The organism is Promicromonospora citrea, from assembly GCF_013004695.1.
GTDB lineage: Bacteria > Actinomycetota > Actinomycetes > Actinomycetales > Cellulomonadaceae > Promicromonospora > Promicromonospora citrea.
Window position 1 is genome coordinate 1 of record NZ_JABEMG010000017.1, and the last position, 16,322, is coordinate 16,322.

The following is a 16,322-nucleotide window of genomic DNA, read 5'->3' on the forward strand; positions in this document are numbered from 1 at the left end:
CGGAGCCCGCGGCGTCGGCGAGCCCGGCCCAGCCCGTCGCGGGCGGGGCGGGCACGGGCACCGGGGGCTCCGACGCGGGCGAGGACCGCGCACCTGCCGACCCGGAGCAGGCTCGCCCGCCGCTGACGTTCCCCGCCAAGACGGGCGCCGCCGCGCAGGAGGCGACGTGGGACCCGTGCGCGCTCCTGCGCACGGGCGCGCTCCGGCAGCTCGGCGACGTGCGGACCGACAGCGACCGCGACGGCTTCGAGACGTGCCACGCGACGGTCGCCTCCGGGTCGGCGACCAGCGAGGTCGAGCTCACGATGTACGTGGACGAGGACCCCGACGGCAGCGGCTCCGCGCAGGCAGGGGGCGTGACGCTGTACTCCTCCGACGGCGGCTCCGAGTGCTCGCGCGAGGTCGTCTTCGGGCCCGGCGACCGCTACAACCTCTCGTTCGAGGCACGCCCGCTCGAGGGCTCCGGACCCGACCTGTGCGACCTCGCCGAGGCCGTCGCCGAGCCTGCCGCCGCGCGCGCCGCCTCCGGCGACCTGCCGGTCCGCACCGCCGCCCCGCTGCGCGGCTCCGTCATCGGCCGCAACACGTGCGACCTGCCCTCGGACGACGCCCTGCGGACCGCCCTGGCCGTCGACGACCTGGTCGGCCCGCAGCGCGAGTTCGCCGAGTGGGACTGCAAGTGGGACGGCGACGACGGCAGGGACCTGCGGCTGCTGTTCCAGCGCGACGAGGGGTACGGCCACGAGGGCACGAAGGTGTCGGCTCCCGGGCACGCGGTGTACGAGCGCGGCGACGCCTGGGGGGAGGGCTGCCTGGTCGACGTCGTCGCGGCCGAGGGGGCCAGCCCCGAGGGCGACGGACCGGTCACCGAGCTGCTGCGCGTGCACCTCACCGGAGAGAGCGACCGGGACACGCTGTGTGAGGACGCCGTCGCCGTGGCGCGGTCGGCGGCGTCGTCGCTCTGACTCTCGCCCCGACCCGCTCGCCCTGACCCGCTCGCCCTGACGGACGGCACCGACCGGACCGCTGGTGGTGATATACGGGGCAGGGGTATACGGTGGTCCTCGGACGGTTACCCCCTGGGGGTAGCGAGGGTGGCAGTGAGGACAGCAGCATGACGGCGAGTCGACGGCGCGAGATCACCGCGGCGCAGCGGCTGGGACTGTTCGGGGCGGGCCTCGCGGCGCTGTTCGCGCTCTCGTTCGCGGTCGCGGGCCTCGTGGTGCCCGACGGCGCCGCCGCGGCCTGGGCGGACGCGCCCACCGCGCAGGAGTCGGGCGGGCACGCCGGCGACGCGCCGGTGACCGGCGACCACGGGGGTCCGGGCGCCGACGGCGCCGCGGAGGCGGGCGCGGGCACGCACGGAGGGGACGGCGCGGCGCACGTGCGCGGCCTCGGGCTCGAGCAGGACGGCCTGCTCCTCGGCCCGGTGGGCGCGCCCGGTGGGACGGGCCGAGCCGGCGTGCTCTCGTTCGAGGTCACGACGGCCGACGGCGAGCCGGTCACCGACTTCGCCACCGAGCACGACAAGAAGCTGCACCTGGTGGTCGTCCGCAGCGACGGCGCCCTGTTCCGGCACGTGCACCCCACGATGTCCGACGACGGCGTGTGGTCCCTGCCGTGGACGTGGGCCGAGGCGGGCACCTACCGGGTGCTCGCGGACTTCGTGCCGGAGCGGACGGGGGAGAACGTGACCCTCGGCCGCACGGTGGAGGTCGCGGGCGACCTCGTGCCGGTGCCCACCGCGTCCGGCACCGCGTCCGGCACCGAGTCCGACACCGTGGACGGGTACACGGTCACGCTCGACGGTGCGCTCGTGGCGGGTGGCGAGTCGGTGCTCACGGCGCGGGTTACGCGCGACGGCGAGCCCGTGACCGACCTGGAGCCGTACCTGGGCGCGTTCGGGCACCTCGTCGTGCTGCGCGAGGGCGACCTCGGATACCTGCACGTGCATCCCGAGGCGCAGCCGGACGGCGCCGAGCCGCGGCCGGGTGAGGCGTCGGGGCCGGAGGTGACCTTCGTCACGAGCGCCCCGACTCCTGGAAGGTATCTGCTCTACCTGGACTTCAAGGTCGACGGGGAGGTGCGCACCGCGCACCTCGTCCTCGACGCCCCGGCCTGACGGCCGGCACAGCAGCACAGCACGTTCAGCACCGCATGTTCAGCACCGCACGACGCACGAGGAGCCGCCTGATGTCCGACGCCCCGTCCCGCACGGAGGAGCCCGTCGACCGGGAGACGGCCGACCTGGAGCCAGTCGACCTCGAGACCGTCGACCTCGAGATCGGCGGCATGACGTGCGCGTCGTGCGCCATGCGCATCGAGAAGAAGCTCAACCGGCTCGACGGCGTGACCGCGAGCGTGAACTACGCGACCGAGAAGGCCACGGTGACGGCGCCTGCCGGGTACGACCTGCAGACCGTCGTCGCCGAGGTGGAGAGGACCGGGTACACCGCCGCCCTGCCCGCGCCGCCGGAGGAACCGGAGGCCGGCGACGACGGCGGCACGGACCCCCGCGACGCCGAGCTGCGCACCCTGCGTGACCGGCTGGTCGTCTCGGCGGTGCTGGCGGTGCCCGTCGTCCTGCTCGCGATGGTCCCGGCGTGGCAGTTCACGTACTGGCAGTGGGCGTCGCTCGCGCTGGCCGCGCCCGTCGCGCTGTGGGGCGCGTGGCCGTTCCACCGGGCGGCGTGGGTCAACCTGCGGCACGGTGCGGCCACCATGGACACCCTGATCTCGATGGGCGTGCTCGCGGCGTTCGGCTGGTCGCTGTACGCGCTGTTCCTCGGTACGGCCGGAGAGCCGGGCATGACGCACGGGTTCGAGCTGTCGGTCGCGCCGTCGGACGGTGCGGCGAACATCTACCTCGAGGTCGCGGCGGGCGTCACGGTGTTCGTGCTCGCGGGCCGCTGGTTCGAGAAGCGGTCCCGCCGCCGCGCGGGCGCCGCGCTGCGGGCGCTGCTCGAGCTCGGCGCCAAGGACGTCGCCCTGCTGCGCGACGGCGTCGAGACGCGGGTGCCGGTCGCCGAGCTCGCCGTGGGCGACGAGTTCGTCGTCCGCCCGGGGGAGAAGATCGCGACGGACGGCGTCGTCGTGTCGGGGTCGTCCGCCGTCGACGCCTCGATGCTCACGGGCGAGTCGGTGCCGGTCGAGGTCGGCGCCGGGGACGCCGTGGCCGGGGCCACGGTGAACGCGGGCGGCCGGCTCGTCGTGCGGGCGACGCAGGTGGGCGCCGACACGCAGCTCGCGCGCATCGCGCGGCTGGTCGAGGACGCGCAGTCCGGCAAGGCCGAGGTGCAGCGCCTCGCCGACCGGGTCGCCGGGGTCTTCGTGCCCGTGGTCATCGGGATCGCCGTCGTGACGCTCGGAGCGTGGCTGGGCGGCGGGTTCCCCGCGACCTCGGCGCTCACGGCCGCCGTCGCCGTGCTCATCATCGCGTGCCCCTGCGCGCTGGGGCTCGCCACGCCGACGGCGCTGCTGGTCGGCACCGGCCGGGGCGCCCAGCTCGGCATCCTCATCAAGGGGCCCCAGGTGCTGGAGTCGACGCGGCGCGTCGACACCGTCGTGCTCGACAAGACGGGCACCCTCACCACGGGCGCGATGACGCTGCAGGACGTCGTGCCGGACGACGGCGTCGCGCGCGCCGACCTGCTGCGCCTCGCCGGCGCGCTCGAGCACGCCTCGGAGCACCCGGTCGCGCGGGCCGTGGCCGCGGGCGCCGCGCAGGAGGTCGGCACCCTGCCGGCGCCGGAGTCGTTCGAGTCCGTGCAGGGCGTGGGCGTGCGGGGCCTCGTCGACGGGTACGCCGTCGTCGCAGGGCGGGAGAGCCTGCTGGGCGACCAGCCGCTGCCCGCGGCGCTGGCCCGGGCCAAGGCGCGGGCCGAGGTCGAGGGCCGCACCGTGGTCGTGGTCGGGTGGGACGGCCGGGCCAGGGGTCTGCTCGTCGTGTCCGACACCGTGCGGCCCACGAGTGCGGCGGCCGTCTCCCGGCTGCGGGCGCTGGGTCTGCACCCCGTGCTCCTCACGGGCGACAACCGGGCCGTCGCGCAGCAGGTGGCCGACGCCGTCGGCATCAACCAGGTCGTGGCCGAGGTGCTGCCGCAGGACAAGGCGGAGGTCGTGGCCCGGCTGCAGGCGCAGGGCAAGGTCGTGGCCATGGTCGGCGACGGCGTCAACGACGCCCCGGCGCTCGCGCAGGCCGACCTGGGCCTCGCGATGGGCACCGGCACCGACGTGGCGATCGAGGCCGCCGACATCACGCTCGTGCGCGGTGACGTCGAGGCCGTGGTCGACGCGATCCGGCTCGCGCGCCGCACGCTCGGGACGATCAAGGGCAACCTGTTCTGGGCTTTCGGGTACAACGTCGCCGCGATCCCGCTCGCGGCGCTGGGGCTGCTCAACCCGATGCTCGCGGGGGCCGCGATGGCCTTCTCGAGCGTGTTCGTGGTGGGCAACAGCCTGCGGCTGCGGTCCTTCGGTGGACGGCGGACGGGCGCCGCGTAGGGCGGGGCGGGTTCTCCGTCCTGCGCAACGGTTGACGGGAATACCCTCGGGGGGTATGACTGTTCGTGCCGGAGCACGCTGGGTTCCGGCAGGAAGGGATGACCCCATGGCGCACGACCGCACGTCCCCCGAGAACGTCCACGACGGGCACGACCCCGCGCCGCCCGGCGGTTCCGTCGGCCACGAGCACGCGGGCCACGAGCACGCGGGCCACGCGCACGCGGTGGCCGAGCGCGCGGAGCACGCCGACCACTCCGGCCACGCGGACCACTCGGCCCATGCGGCCCACGGCGACCACGCCGGTCACGGCGACCACGCCGGTCACGGCGACCACGCCGGTCACGGAGGCCATGCCGGTCACGTCGACCAGTTCCGCCGCCTGTTCTGGATCATGCTCGTCCTCGCCGTCCCCGTCGTCGGCTTCTCCCGCATGTTCGCGATGATCCTCGGTTACGAGCTGCCCGACGCCGCCTGGGTCGCCTGGGTCTCGCCCGTGCTCGGCACCGTGATGTACGTCGGGGGTGGCCGCCCGTTCCTCACCGGCGCCGTCGACGAGCTGCGGGCCCGCAAGCCCGGGATGATGCTGCTCATCGGCCTGGCGATCACGGTCGCGTTCGTCGCGTCGCTCGGCTCGAGCCTCGGGGTGCTGCACCGCGAGCTCGACTTCTGGTGGGAGCTCGCGCTCCTGATCGTCATCATGCTGCTCGGCCACTGGATCGAGATGCGTTCGCTCGCGCAGACCACGTCAGCCCTCGACTCGCTGGCCGCGCTGCTGCCCGACGAGGCCGAGCGGGTCGACGGCGACAGGGTCGTCCCGGTCGCGCCGGCGGACCTCGTGGTGGGCGACGTCGTCGTCGTGCGGCCCGGCGGGAGCGTCCCGGCCGACGGGCGCGTCGTCGACGGCCGCGCCGAGATGGACGAGTCGATGATCACGGGCGAGTCCCGCACGGTGCCGCGCGGGCCGGGCGACACCGTGACCGCCGGCACCGTCGCGACCGACTCGGGTCTGCGCGTCGAGGTCACGGCGACGGGCGACGAGACGGCCCTGGCGGGCATCCAGCGGCTGGTCGCCGAGGCGCAGGCCTCCTCGTCGCGCGCTCAGCGGCTCGCGGACACCGCCGCCGGATGGCTGTTCTGGTTCGCGCTGGGCGTCGCGGCGGTCACCGCCGTCGTCTGGTCGGTCGTCGGGGCCCCCGACGACGCGGTGATCCGCACCGTCACGGTGCTGGTCATCGCCTGCCCCCATGCGCTCGGCCTCGCGATCCCGCTCGTCGTGTCCATCGCGACCGAGCGCGCCGCCCGCGGCGGGGTCCTGGTCAAGGACCGCCTCGCCCTGGAGAGCATGCGCACGGTCGACACCGTGCTGTTCGACAAGACGGGCACCCTCACCCAGGGCCGCCCCGTCGTCACCGGCGTGCGTACCGCGCAGGGCGCCGACCTCGACGACCGGGCGCTGCTGGCCCTCGCGGCAGCCGCCGAGCAGGACAGCGAGCACCCGCTGGCGCGCGCGATCGTGCGCGCCGCGACGGAGCGCGGCCTGAGCGTCCCGCCCGCGTCGGGCTTCACGTCGTCGCCGGCCGTGGGCGTGACGGCCCGCGTGGACGGCTACGAGATCCGGGTCGGCGGTCCGCGCCTGCTGGAGGAGTCCCGCCAGGAGGAGCTGCCCGCGGCCGACGAGTGGCGCACCGACGGCTCGATCGTCCTGCACGTGCTGCGCGACGGCGTCGTGGCGGGCGTGCTCCGGCTCGCCGACGAGGTGCGGCCGCAGGCCGCCGACGCCGTCCGGCGGCTGCGCGACCAGGGCGTCCAGGTCGTGATGGTCACCGGCGACGCCGAGGCCGTCGCCCGCTCGGTCGCGCAGCGGCTCGGCATCGAGCGCTGGTTCGCCGGCGTGCGGCCCGAGGACAAGGCGGCGACCGTGCTCGAGCTCCAGCGCGAGCACCGCAAGGTCGCCATGGTGGGCGACGGCGTGAACGACGCCCCGGCGCTCGCGCAGGCCGACGTCGGCATCGCGATCGGCGCAGGCACCGACGTCGCGATCGCATCGGCCGGGGTCATCCTGGCCAGCGACGACCCGCGGTCGGTACTGTCCGTGGTCGAGCTGTCCCGCGCGAGCTACCGCACGATGAAGCAGAACCTGTGGTGGGCCGCCGGGTACAACCTCGTGTCCGTCCCGCTCGCGGCGGGCGTGCTCGCACCGGTCGGGTTCGTGATGCCGATCTCGGCGGGTGCGATCCTGATGTCCCTCTCGACCGTGGTGGTGGCCCTCAACGCGCAGCTCCTGCGCCGGCTGGACCTGCGGCCACGGTCCTGAGCACGACACCGGCGGCGGGGGCCTCCCGCCGCCGGGCAGCCGAACGACGTCGAAGGAGACCTCGTGCAGCTCATCCCCGTATCCCGTCCTGCGCACCGTGCGCCGTGGCACCACCTGATGACAGCGGTGTCAGCGGTCGCCCTCGTCGCGAGCGGACTCGTCGTCGGCAGCAGCAGCGCGAGCGCCGCGCCACCGGGCGGCGCCACGGCGACCGAGCCGGCGGCCGACCCGGCGGCCGGCTCGGGGTGGCGCGTCCCGGGCCCGCCCGGCTCCGGCCTCGACGGCGTGCTCCACCTCGACGACGCCGGGCAGGTCTCCCTCGACGTCGTCGCGGACGGCGCGACGGTGCTCTCGGCGACCCGCCTGGGCCTGCGGGGCTCCGACGGCGACCTCACCACCGGGCTCGCGCTCGTCGACCGGGCCGACCGTCGGGTCGCCGAGTCCTACCGGACCGCCACCGGCAAGACCCGGCAGCGGTCCTACGACCACCGCGAGTCGGTCTTCACCTTCGCCGGTGCGGACGGCGAGCGCTTCGACATCGCGGTCCGCGTGGCCCGCGACGGGGTGGCCTACCGGTACCTGCTCGACGGCCCGGGGGAGCACCGGGTGGACGACGAGTCGGGCGCGTGGGAGCCCGCCGCCGACGGCCCGGCGTGGATGCAGCAGGGGTACGCGGTGAACTACGAGGCCGAGTGGGGTACCACGACGGCGGCGGACGGGCACGGGGCCGCGGAGGTCGGCTACCCGGTGCTGTTCGGGCAGGGGGACCGGTACGCGCTGGTCACGGAGTCGGACGTCCGCGGGCAGTGGTCGGGCACGCACCTGGCGCACGAGCCCGGCACGCTGCGGTACGAGGTCGAGCTGTTCGAGGGCGCCCCTGTGACCGCCGACGGCGCGGTGGCGAGCCCGTGGCGGGTGGCGGTCGTCGGGGACCTGCCGGGCGTGGTCGCCTCGACGCTGGTGGACGACCTCGCGGCGCCGGCCGAGCTGGACCCGCGGGCCGACTGGATCCGGCCGGGTCGGTCGAGCTGGAGCTGGCTGACGGACCCGGGCAGCCCGCGCGACGAGGCGCGCCAGCGGGACTTCGTGGACCTGGCGGCGCGCAACGGCTGGGAGTACGTGCTGCTCGACGAGGGCTGGGACGCGAGCTGGGTGCCGCGCACGGTCCGGTACGCGCACACCCGCGGCGTCGACGTGATCGTCTGGTTCCACAACCGTGACCTGCGCACGCAGGAGCAGCGCGACGAGTGGCTGCCGCGCCTGGCGGCGTGGGGCGTGAGCGGGCTCAAGGTCGACTTCATGGACTCCGACTCGCAGGAGGTCCACGGCTGGTACGAGGACGTCGCCCGGGACACCGCGCGGCACCGGCTCATGCTCAACTTCCACGGGTCGGCGCTGCCGACCGGCCTGCAGCGCACGTGGCCGCACGTCATGACGTACGAGTCGGTGCGGGGCATGGAGAACGGCGTGCGCCCCGAGCGCAACGTGGTGGTGCCGTTCACGCGCAACGTGGTGGGGTCGATGGACTTCACGCCCGTGGTGTTCTCGCGGGACAACGAGAAGACGTCGCGCGCCCAGCAGGCCGCGATGAGCGTGGTGTACGAGTCGGGCTGGCAGCACATGTCCGACCGCCCGGAGGGGTACGCGGACGAGCCGGCCGCCGCGCCGTTCCTGCAGGAGGTGCCCGCGAGCTGGGACGAGGTGCGGCTGCTCGGCGGCACGCCGGGGCAGGACGTCGTGCTCGCGCGCCGGTCGGGTGACCGGTGGTTCGTGGGCGGGATGCGGGCCGGCTCGGGCGAGCCGCTGCGCCTCCCGCTCGCCGGCCTCGTACGCGGCCGGGCGACGGTGGACCTCCTCACCGACGACGGCGCGGACGGGTCGGCGACGGTGCACTCCACCGTGCGCGCCGGCGCGGGGGAGACGCTCGCGGTGCCGACGGCGGACAACGGCGGCTTCCTCGCCGTCGTGTGCGCCGCGCCGCGGGGTGGCACGTGCCTGGACGGTGCCGAGGCCTGGCCGGAGGTGGCGCTCGACGTCGAGCCGGCGGAGGCCGACGTCGACCCGGGCGGCACGGTCGAGGTGCGCGCGTCGTTCACGGTCGCGGACCGCGACGTGACGCGCGTGCGACTGACGCCCGACCTGCCGGAGGGCTGGGTCGCCGACCACGGCGCGGTCACGGTCCCGCGGCTGTCCGCCGGCCGCACCGCGCACGCGACGTGGCAGGTCCGGGTGCCCGGAGACGGTCCGACGGGCACGGTCGAGCTGCCCGTCGAGGTCGGTTACCGCGCGGGGCGCACCACGTACGAGGCGGCGAGCCAGGCGACCCTCTGGGTCACCCCGCCGCCGGTGACCGGGGACGCGTACGTCTCGGACCTCGAGTGGGTCGACGAGTCCAACGGCTGGGGCCCGGTCGAGCGCGACCGGTCGGTCGGCGAGGCGGCGGGCGGCGACGGGAACCCGCTGCGCATCGCGGGCGTCACGTACGACAAGGGCCTGGGCATGCACGCGAGCGGGCACGTCACCGCGTGGCTCGGCGGTACGTGCACGGCGTTGTCCGCCGTGGTCGGCATCGACGACGAGGTGCTCGACAAGCCAGGGGACACCGGCGTCGGCTCGGTGCGGTTCGAGGTGTACGGGGACGGCGTGCTGCTCGCGAGCACGCCCGTGCTGTCCAACGACGACGGCGGGGTGCCGCTCGAGGTCGACGTCACCGGGGTGCGGCGGCTGCGCCTGGTCGCCGACGAGGGTGGCGACGGCAAGAACTTCGACCACGCCGACTGGGCGGACGCGCGCGTGACCTGCGGTCCCTGACGCGAGACGTGCACCGTCCCGCATAGGCTTGCCGCCATGACGACATACCGACCTGAGCGGGGTGCGCCGTGGGTGGCCTGATGGGACTGCTGGACGACATCGCGGCGCTGGCCAAGCTGGCGGCGGCGTCGATCGACGACGTCGGCGCCGCCACCGGCCGGGCGACCGCCAAGGCCGCGGGGGTCGTCGTCGACGACACCGCCGTGACGCCGCAGTACCTGCGCAGCGTGGCGGCGCAGCGCGAGCTGCCGATCGTGAGGAAGATCGCGATCGGCAGCATCCGCAACAAGCTGGTGTTCATCCTGCCGGTCGCGCTGCTGCTCAGCCAGTTCCTGCCGTGGCTGCTGCCGATCGTCCTCATGGTCGGCGGCACCTACCTCGCCTACGAGGGCGCCGAGAAGATCTGGCACAAGGTCTCCGGTCACCACGACGCCGAGGTGCCCGCCACGGAGGTGAGCCCCGAGGCCGAGCAGAAGATGGTCGCGGGCGCTATCCGCACCGACCTCATCCTGTCCGCGGAGATCATGGTCATCGCGCTCGACGAGGTCGCCGACGAGTCGTTCTGGTCACGGCTGGCGATCCTCGCCGTCGTCGCCGTGGTGATCACCGCGATCGTGTACGGCGTCGTCGCCGCCATCGTGAAGATGGACGACGTCGGCCTGCGCCTGGCCGAGCGGGACTCCGGGTTCGCCCAGCGCGTGGGCCGGGGCCTGGTCAAGGCGATGCCGCGCGTGCTGGCCGTCATCTCGGTGGTGGGCACGGTCGCCATGCTGTGGGTCGGCGGGCACATCCTGCTCGTCAACCTCGGCGCCGACGGCACGGGCTGGATCCCGGCGCCCTACGAGTGGGTGCACCACCTCGAGGTCGCGATCCACGACGCCACCGGCGCCCTCGGCGGCACTCTCGGGTGGCTGTTCAACACGTTCTGCTCCGCCGTCGTCGGCCTGGTCGTGGGCGCGCTCGTCGTGCTGGTGATGCACCTGCTGCCGAAGCGGAGGACGGCCCAGGACGCGCCGGCGGCGCACTGAACCGTGTCGCGCGCCCGCCCGGGTCTGGCCGGGTCTGTCTGGTCGTGCCGGCCGGGTCGGAGCGTGTCCGCCCCCGTCAGGGTGCGGCGGGCGTGCGCACGGACCCGAACGTCACGCCGCGGCGCAGCGCGAACCCGAGGTGCTCGTAGAGCCGGATCGCGGTCGTGTTGTCCGCGGTGGCGTGCAGGAACGTGCGCTCGCCGCGCTCGCGCGCGTGGTGCACCACGTCGAGCGCGAGGCGTGACGCCAGGCCCTGCCCGCGGTAGCGCTCGTCGGTCGCGACGGCGCTGAGCTCGACCCAGCCGCCCGGCCGCAGCCGCTCGCCCGCCATGGCCACGAGGCGCCCGTCGCGACGCAGGCCCACGTACCGGCCTAGCTCGTGCGTGCGCGTCAGGAACGGCCCGGGCTGGGCACGCTCCACGAGGTCGATCATCTCGGGCACGTCCGCCGCGCCGAGCACGACGGCCTCCTCGTCGGGCCGGGCGGCCACCTGGGCGGTCTCGACGAGCTGGACGCCGTGCAGGGTGTTCCCGTGGGCCCAGCCGGCGGGCACCGGCACGTCCTCGTGCGGCGCGGCGAGGAAGTCGGCGTCGTAGCCGACCAGGTCGAGGATCGCGGCCCACACGTCCGGGTCGGACCAGTCGCGCACGGCGGAGAAAGGCGAGACGTCGGACCGGAACCGGCGCGCGAGGTCGTTGCCCTCGCCGAGGTGGGCGTGCGCGCCGGTCAGGGACGCCCACGCGGGGTTGTCGAGCACGAGGTCGAGCGCTGGGTCGGTCGCGGCGGTGTCGCCGGGACGTGGGGAGGGCTGATTCACGTCCGCACGAACGACGCGCAGGCTCACGACATTCCCACCCGGACCACTCCCGCCCGGACCACTCCCGCCCTGCGCCGACACCGGCACCATGCCCAGCCCGCCGCGTCGTCTTCGGTCCGTCGTGTCGACTTCGGTCATTCAACGGACCGAACTGGCAACGACGGACCGAACACGACGGGCTGCGCGGGACTGGGTGACGGAGGTCGGGCAGAGGCGACGACGGTCGGGCGCATTACCACTATTGCTATACGTTGACATAGGGGTAATGGTGTCCCTACGCTCGCCCCAGGTCGCGCCGACGTGGACGCGACGGCGCGGGACGACGACGTCCGCGCGGGCACGACGAAGGGCAGGTCCGCCACGATGGTTCGGGCGACGGAGACACCGGGTCACGGCAGCACTGCGACCACACCCCTGTACGACCCCGAGGTGCTGGCCGGCCTCGTGACCGCCGTGGGCGCACGGCTGGGCCAGGACGTGGCGGACGCCGTCGGCCGCTGCATGGCCGACACCCTGACGCGCACCATCACCCGGCACGCGGACGGCACCGCGTTCGTCATCACCGGCGACATCCCCGCGATGTGGCTGCGCGACTCGACCACGCAGCTCGCGCCGTTCCTGCACCTGGCGGGCTCCGACCCGCTGCTCGCGGACACGCTCGCGGCCGTCTCGCGGCGCCAGCAGGCCTCGATCCTGCGCGACCCGTACGCCAACGCGTTCAACGACGGTCCCACCGGCGCGGGCCACCGCGACCGCACGGGCGGGCCCGACGGCCAGTCCCCGTGGGTCTGGGAACGCAAGTACGAGATCGACTCCCTGGCCTACCCGCTCCAGCTCGCCCACGACCTGTGGCGCGCGACCGGCCGCACGGACCACCTCGACCGGCTGGCCGAGGTCGGGTCGGTCGTGATCGACCTGTGGCGCACCGAGCAGGACCACGCGGCCTCGCCGTACACGTTCGAGCGGACCGACTGCCCGCCGTCCGACACGCTGGTGCGCGACGGCCGCGGGCCCGAGGTCGCCGTCACGGGCATGACGTGGGCCGGGTTCCGGCCCAGCGACGACGCCTGCCGGTACGGCTACAACGTGCCGGGCAACGCGTTCGCCGCCGTCACGCTCGGCTGTCTCGCCGAGCTGGCCGGCCAGGTGCTCGACGACGCACCGCTCGCCGCCCGGGCCACCGCGCTCCGCGACGAGATCGTCGCGGGCATCGCCGAGCACGGCACCGTGACCGGACCGTCCGGGCAGCGGGTGTACGCCTACGAGGTCGACGGCCGCGGCGGCGTCCTCCTCGCCGACGACGCGAACACCCCGAGCCTGCTCGCCCTGCCCCTGTTCGGCTGGTGCGCCCCGGACGACCCGCTGTACACGGCGACCCGTGAGCTCGTGCTCAGCCCCGCCAACCCGTACTGGTACAGCGGCTCGGCGGCGTCGGGCATCGGCAGCCCGCACACGCCGCCCGACCACGTGTGGCCCATCGCCCTGGCCGTGCAGGGGCTGACGGCGAGCGACCCGGCCGAGAGCGCCGCGCTGCTGCGCCAGATCCTCGCGACCGACGCGGGCACGGGCGCCGTCCACGAGTCCTTCCACGTGGACGACCCGGGGACGTACACGCGCGAGTGGTTCTCCTGGGCCAACTCCATGTTCTGCGAGCTCGCGCTCGAGGTCGCGGGGCTGCGGACGTACCGGAGGGCCGTCGGATGAGCGCCACCTCGGCCCCCGTGCGGGCGACGCCGGTCAGCGCCACCCGCCGGCAGCAGACGATCAGCGCCTGGGTCTTCCTCGCCGTCCCCGTCGTGCTGTTCGCCGTCTTCCTGCTCCTGCCCGTCGTCATGGCGATCGGGCTGAGCCTCACCGACTACTCCGTCATCGGGGACTTCGAGTGGGTGGGCCTGGACAACTACGCGCGGATCGTCGACGACCCGATCTTCTGGGTCGCCGTCCGCAACACCGCCCTCTACACCGCGCTGTACGTGCCCGCGGGCCTGCTCGTCGCGCTCGGCACGGCGCTGCTGCTGAACCGCAGCACCCGCACGGCGCGCGTCTTCCGCACCCTGTTCTACATCCCCGTGGTGTCCTCGACCGTCGCGACGGCGGCCATCTGGTTCTGGCTGCTCAACCCGCAGTACGGCCTGCTCAACGCCGTGCTCGGCTGGTTCGGCATCGACGGGCCCGCGTGGCTGTACGACTCGCAGTGGGCCATGGTCGCGATCGTCATGATGAGCGTCTGGGCCGGGTTCGGCGCCAACATGATCATCTACCTCGGCGCCCTGCAGGGCGTGCCGGGCGAGCTCGTCGACGCCGCTCGCGTCGACGGGGCCGGGACGTTCCGTGTCTTCTGGCACGTGACCCGCCCCGCGATCTCACGGGCCACGTTCCTCATCCTCACGCTGCTGCTCATCGCGGCCTTCCAGGTGTTCGACCAGGCCTACGTGCTCACCAAGGGCGGCCCGGGCAACTCGACCCTGACGCTCGTCTACTACATCTACGACCGCGGGTTCGGCCGCCTGGAGATGGGGTACGCCTCGGCGCTGTCGTTCGTGCTCTTCCTCGCCATCCTCGTCTTCTCCGTGGCCAACGCCCGCGTGACCGGACGGGAGAACGACCGATGACCGCAGCGACCGCCGTCGCGGCCCGTGCGGCCGCACCCGTCGAGGCCACGCCCCGCCCGCCCACGCCGCGCGCCGTCGTCGGCAAGGTCGTGTGGGTCCTCGCCGTGGTGCTCATCAGCCTCACGACCGTGATGCCCCTGGTCTGGACCCTGTCCACGTCGCTGAAGCCCGAGAGCGAGATCCTCTCGTCCTACCTCCAGCTCCTGCCGTCCACCCCGACGCTCCAGAACTACCTCGCCCTGTTCACCGACGGACCCTTCGGCCGCTACCTGGCCAACTCCGCGATCATCGCGCTCGGCGGCGTCGCGACCAACCTGTTCTTCGGCGGCCTGGCGGGGTACGCCCTGGCCAAGCTCAGCTTCCGCGGCCGCGGCGTCGTCTTCGGGATGTTCCTCGGCTCCATGATGGTGCCCGGCATCATCACCATGGTCCCCACCTTCCTCGTCCTGCGGCACTTCCCGCTCGCGGGCGGCAACGACCTCTTCGGCGAGGGCGGGACCGGCTTCATCAACAGCTACGGTGCCGTGCTCATCCCCTTCGCCGCCGGCCCGTTCGCCGTCTTCTTCATGCGCCAGTTCTTCCAGGCGCTGCCCGACGAGCTCGGCGACGCCGCCCGCATCGACGGCGCGAGCGAGTTCCGGATCTTCTGGAGCGTCTACCTGCCGCTGGCCAGGGCCGGCCTCGCCGTGCTCGGCGTGCTCACCTTCCAGGCCGGGTGGAACTCCTTCCTGTGGCCCCTCATCGCCCTCAACGACCCCCAGATGCTCACCGTCCAGGTGGGCCTGGCGGGGTACGTCAACGAGTACCAGACCGAGTACGGGCCCCTCCTGGCCGGCACCATCCTCGCGAGCCTGCCGGTCCTGGTCGTGTTCGTGCTCGCCCAGCGCTACATCGTCGAGAACTTCGCCCACTCGGGCACCAAGTGACACGACGCGACTGCAAGTAACCACTGCAAAGGAGCAGAGCAATGAAGCGTGCAGCACGCATCACCGGGGCGCTCGCCGCGGCGGCCGTCCTCGCGGGGGCCCTGAGCGCCTGCGGAGGCGGGTCGGACGGCGGCGGGTCCGGTGACGGTCCGCAGGAGGTGACCTTCTGGGGCTCCTGGTCCGGCGCGCAGGCCAAGCAGCTGCAGCAGCAGGCCGACGCCTTCAACGAGGCCCAGGACGAGTACGAGGTGACGTACGTGGGCCAGGAGCTCGTCGAGGAGAAGCTCCTCACGGCGCTCGCGTCCGGCAGCGTGCCCGACGTCGTCCTGTGGGACCGCTACAACACCCCCCTGTACGTGCCGAAGAACGCCCTCACGCCGCTCGACGAGTACATCGAGGCCGACGGCGTCGACCTCGGCCAGTTCTACGACCAGGCCATGGGCGAGCTCGTCGTCGACGACCAGACCTGGGGCCTGCCGCTCCTGGTCGACAACCGCTCGCTGTTCTACAACACCGAGCTGCTCGAGGAGGCCGGGGTCGAGCCGCCCACCGACTGGGACTCGCTCAAGGCCGCGGCCGAGGCCACGACCCGGCGCGACGGCAGGCTCACGGTCGCGGGCTTCGCCCTGGACGACCCGGGCCTGTTCAACATCTGGCTGCGCCAGGCCGGCGGGCAGATGTTCACCGACGACGGCACCGCGACGGCGTTCAACAGCCCCGAGGGCCTCGAGGTGCTCGAGTTCTGGCAGAGCCTGCTCGACGCCGGGGTGTACGAGCCCGGCTTCGGCGAGGGTGTCGACGCCTTCGCCGAGGGCAGCGTCGCGATGAAGTACGACGGCCCGTGGGCGCTGACCGCCCTCGACGAGGCCGAGGTGGGCTACGGGATCACCCAGCCGCCCGTCGGCCCCGACGGTGACCAGGGCGCCGGCATGGGCGGGTTCGGCCTCGTCATCCCCGCGGGAGCGAAGAACGCCGACGGCGCCTGGGAGTTCATGAAGTGGTGGACGACCCAGCCCGAGAACGGGGTCGAGTTCGCCCGGAGCTCGGGCTGGATCCCCGCGAACATCGAGGCCGCCAACGACCCCTACTTCACCGAGGACGACCGCTACAAGGCGTTCATCGAGACGATGGAGTACGCCCAGGTGCGGTCGAACATCCCCGGCGCGTCCGACGTCGAGGGCAAGGCGCTCATCCCCGCTCTCGAGAAGTTCCTCGCGGGCGAGACCGACGCGGCCACCGCGCTGCAGGAGGCCCAGGACCTCGGCGACCGCATCCTCGCCGACAACGCGGGGTAGCCACCCCGCCCGCAGA

11 protein-coding genes are annotated in these 16,322 nt (G+C 73.9%); 10 read left to right on the forward strand and 1 reads right to left on the reverse strand.

Annotated features, from left to right (window positions below):
* From HLB15_RS05395 to HLB15_RS05420, 6 genes are all read left to right on the forward strand, one after another.
* Positions 1-965: hypothetical protein (locus tag HLB15_RS05395; RefSeq protein ID WP_171104281.1), on the forward strand; the 965-nt coding region annotated here is incomplete at its 5' end.
* 149 nt (positions 966-1,114) lie between these two features.
* Complete coding sequence (locus tag HLB15_RS05400; protein WP_171104282.1) at positions 1,115-2,122, forward strand: DUF8832 domain-containing protein; 1,008 nt, start codon at positions 1,115-1,117, stop codon at positions 2,120-2,122.
* Between the two features lie 170 nt (positions 2,123-2,292).
* Entirely contained in the window at positions 2,293-4,503 is a 2,211-nt protein-coding gene (locus HLB15_RS05405; RefSeq protein ID WP_229785737.1) for a heavy metal translocating P-type ATPase, read from the forward strand.
* A gap of 106 nt (positions 4,504-4,609) precedes the next feature.
* Positions 4,610-6,817, forward strand: a complete 2,208-nt coding sequence (locus HLB15_RS05410; protein ID WP_171104284.1) for a heavy metal translocating P-type ATPase — start codon at positions 4,610-4,612, stop codon at positions 6,815-6,817.
* 117 nt (positions 6,818-6,934) lie between these two features.
* Positions 6,935-9,628, forward strand: a complete 2,694-nt coding sequence (locus HLB15_RS05415; protein WP_171104285.1) for an NPCBM/NEW2 domain-containing protein — start codon at positions 6,935-6,937, stop codon at positions 9,626-9,628.
* 80 nt (positions 9,629-9,708) lie between these two features.
* The gene (locus HLB15_RS05420) at positions 9,709-10,656 is read left to right on the forward strand and encodes a DUF808 domain-containing protein (protein ID WP_171104286.1); all 948 of its coding nucleotides are present in this window, start codon (positions 9,709-9,711) and stop codon (positions 10,654-10,656) included.
* Between the two features lie 76 nt (positions 10,657-10,732).
* Here HLB15_RS05420 and HLB15_RS05425 read toward each other — a convergent pair whose 3' ends face one another.
* Positions 10,733-11,473 carry a GNAT family N-acetyltransferase gene (locus HLB15_RS05425; protein ID WP_229785733.1) on the reverse strand — a complete coding sequence of 247 codons (741 nt, stop codon included), beginning with the start codon at positions 11,471-11,473 and terminating at the stop codon, positions 10,733-10,735.
* Between the two features lie 300 nt (positions 11,474-11,773).
* On the opposite strand from HLB15_RS05425, the gene HLB15_RS05430 reads away from it, so the two are divergent.
* From HLB15_RS05430 to HLB15_RS05445, 4 genes are read left to right on the forward strand one after another with little or no spacing between them, the layout of a single operon-like run.
* Entirely contained in the window at positions 11,774-13,177 is a 1,404-nt protein-coding gene (locus HLB15_RS05430) for a glycoside hydrolase family 125 protein (protein ID WP_229785734.1), read from the forward strand.
* The gene (locus tag HLB15_RS05435) at positions 13,174-14,085 is read left to right on the forward strand and encodes a carbohydrate ABC transporter permease (protein WP_171104287.1); all 912 of its coding nucleotides are present in this window, start codon (positions 13,174-13,176) and stop codon (positions 14,083-14,085) included. The genes HLB15_RS05430 and HLB15_RS05435 overlap by 4 nt, the downstream gene beginning before the upstream one ends.
* Positions 14,082-15,011, forward strand: coding sequence for a carbohydrate ABC transporter permease (locus HLB15_RS05440; protein ID WP_229785735.1), 930 nt, complete (start codon positions 14,082-14,084; stop codon positions 15,009-15,011). The genes HLB15_RS05435 and HLB15_RS05440 overlap by 4 nt, the downstream gene beginning before the upstream one ends.
* 41 nt (positions 15,012-15,052) lie before the next feature.
* Positions 15,053-16,306 (forward strand): ABC transporter substrate-binding protein, encoded by a 1,254-nt coding sequence (locus HLB15_RS05445; RefSeq protein WP_171104288.1) that lies wholly within the window; start codon positions 15,053-15,055, stop codon positions 16,304-16,306.
* Positions 16,307-16,322 lie beyond the last annotated feature (16 nt).

What these genes read in the sequence shown, in the direction of transcription:
- HLB15_RS05400 (WP_171104282.1), top strand. Translation starts at nt 1,115, where the DNA reads ATGACGGCGAGTCGACGGCGCGAGATCACCGCGGCGCAGCGGCTGGGA.
- HLB15_RS05405 (WP_229785737.1), top strand. Translation starts at nt 2,293, where the DNA reads ATGACGTGCGCGTCGTGCGCCATGCGCATCGAGAAGAAGCTCAACCGG.
- HLB15_RS05410 (WP_171104284.1), top strand. Translation starts at nt 4,610, where the DNA reads ATGGCGCACGACCGCACGTCCCCCGAGAACGTCCACGACGGGCACGAC.
- HLB15_RS05415 (WP_171104285.1), top strand. Translation starts at nt 6,935, where the DNA reads ATGACAGCGGTGTCAGCGGTCGCCCTCGTCGCGAGCGGACTCGTCGTC.
- HLB15_RS05420 (WP_171104286.1), top strand. Translation starts at nt 9,709, where the DNA reads ATGGGACTGCTGGACGACATCGCGGCGCTGGCCAAGCTGGCGGCGGCG.
- HLB15_RS05435 (WP_171104287.1), top strand. Translation starts at nt 13,174, where the DNA reads ATGAGCGCCACCTCGGCCCCCGTGCGGGCGACGCCGGTCAGCGCCACC.
- HLB15_RS05440 (WP_229785735.1), top strand. Translation starts at nt 14,082, where the DNA reads ATGACCGCAGCGACCGCCGTCGCGGCCCGTGCGGCCGCACCCGTCGAG.
- HLB15_RS05445 (WP_171104288.1), top strand. Translation starts at nt 15,053, where the DNA reads ATGAAGCGTGCAGCACGCATCACCGGGGCGCTCGCCGCGGCGGCCGTC.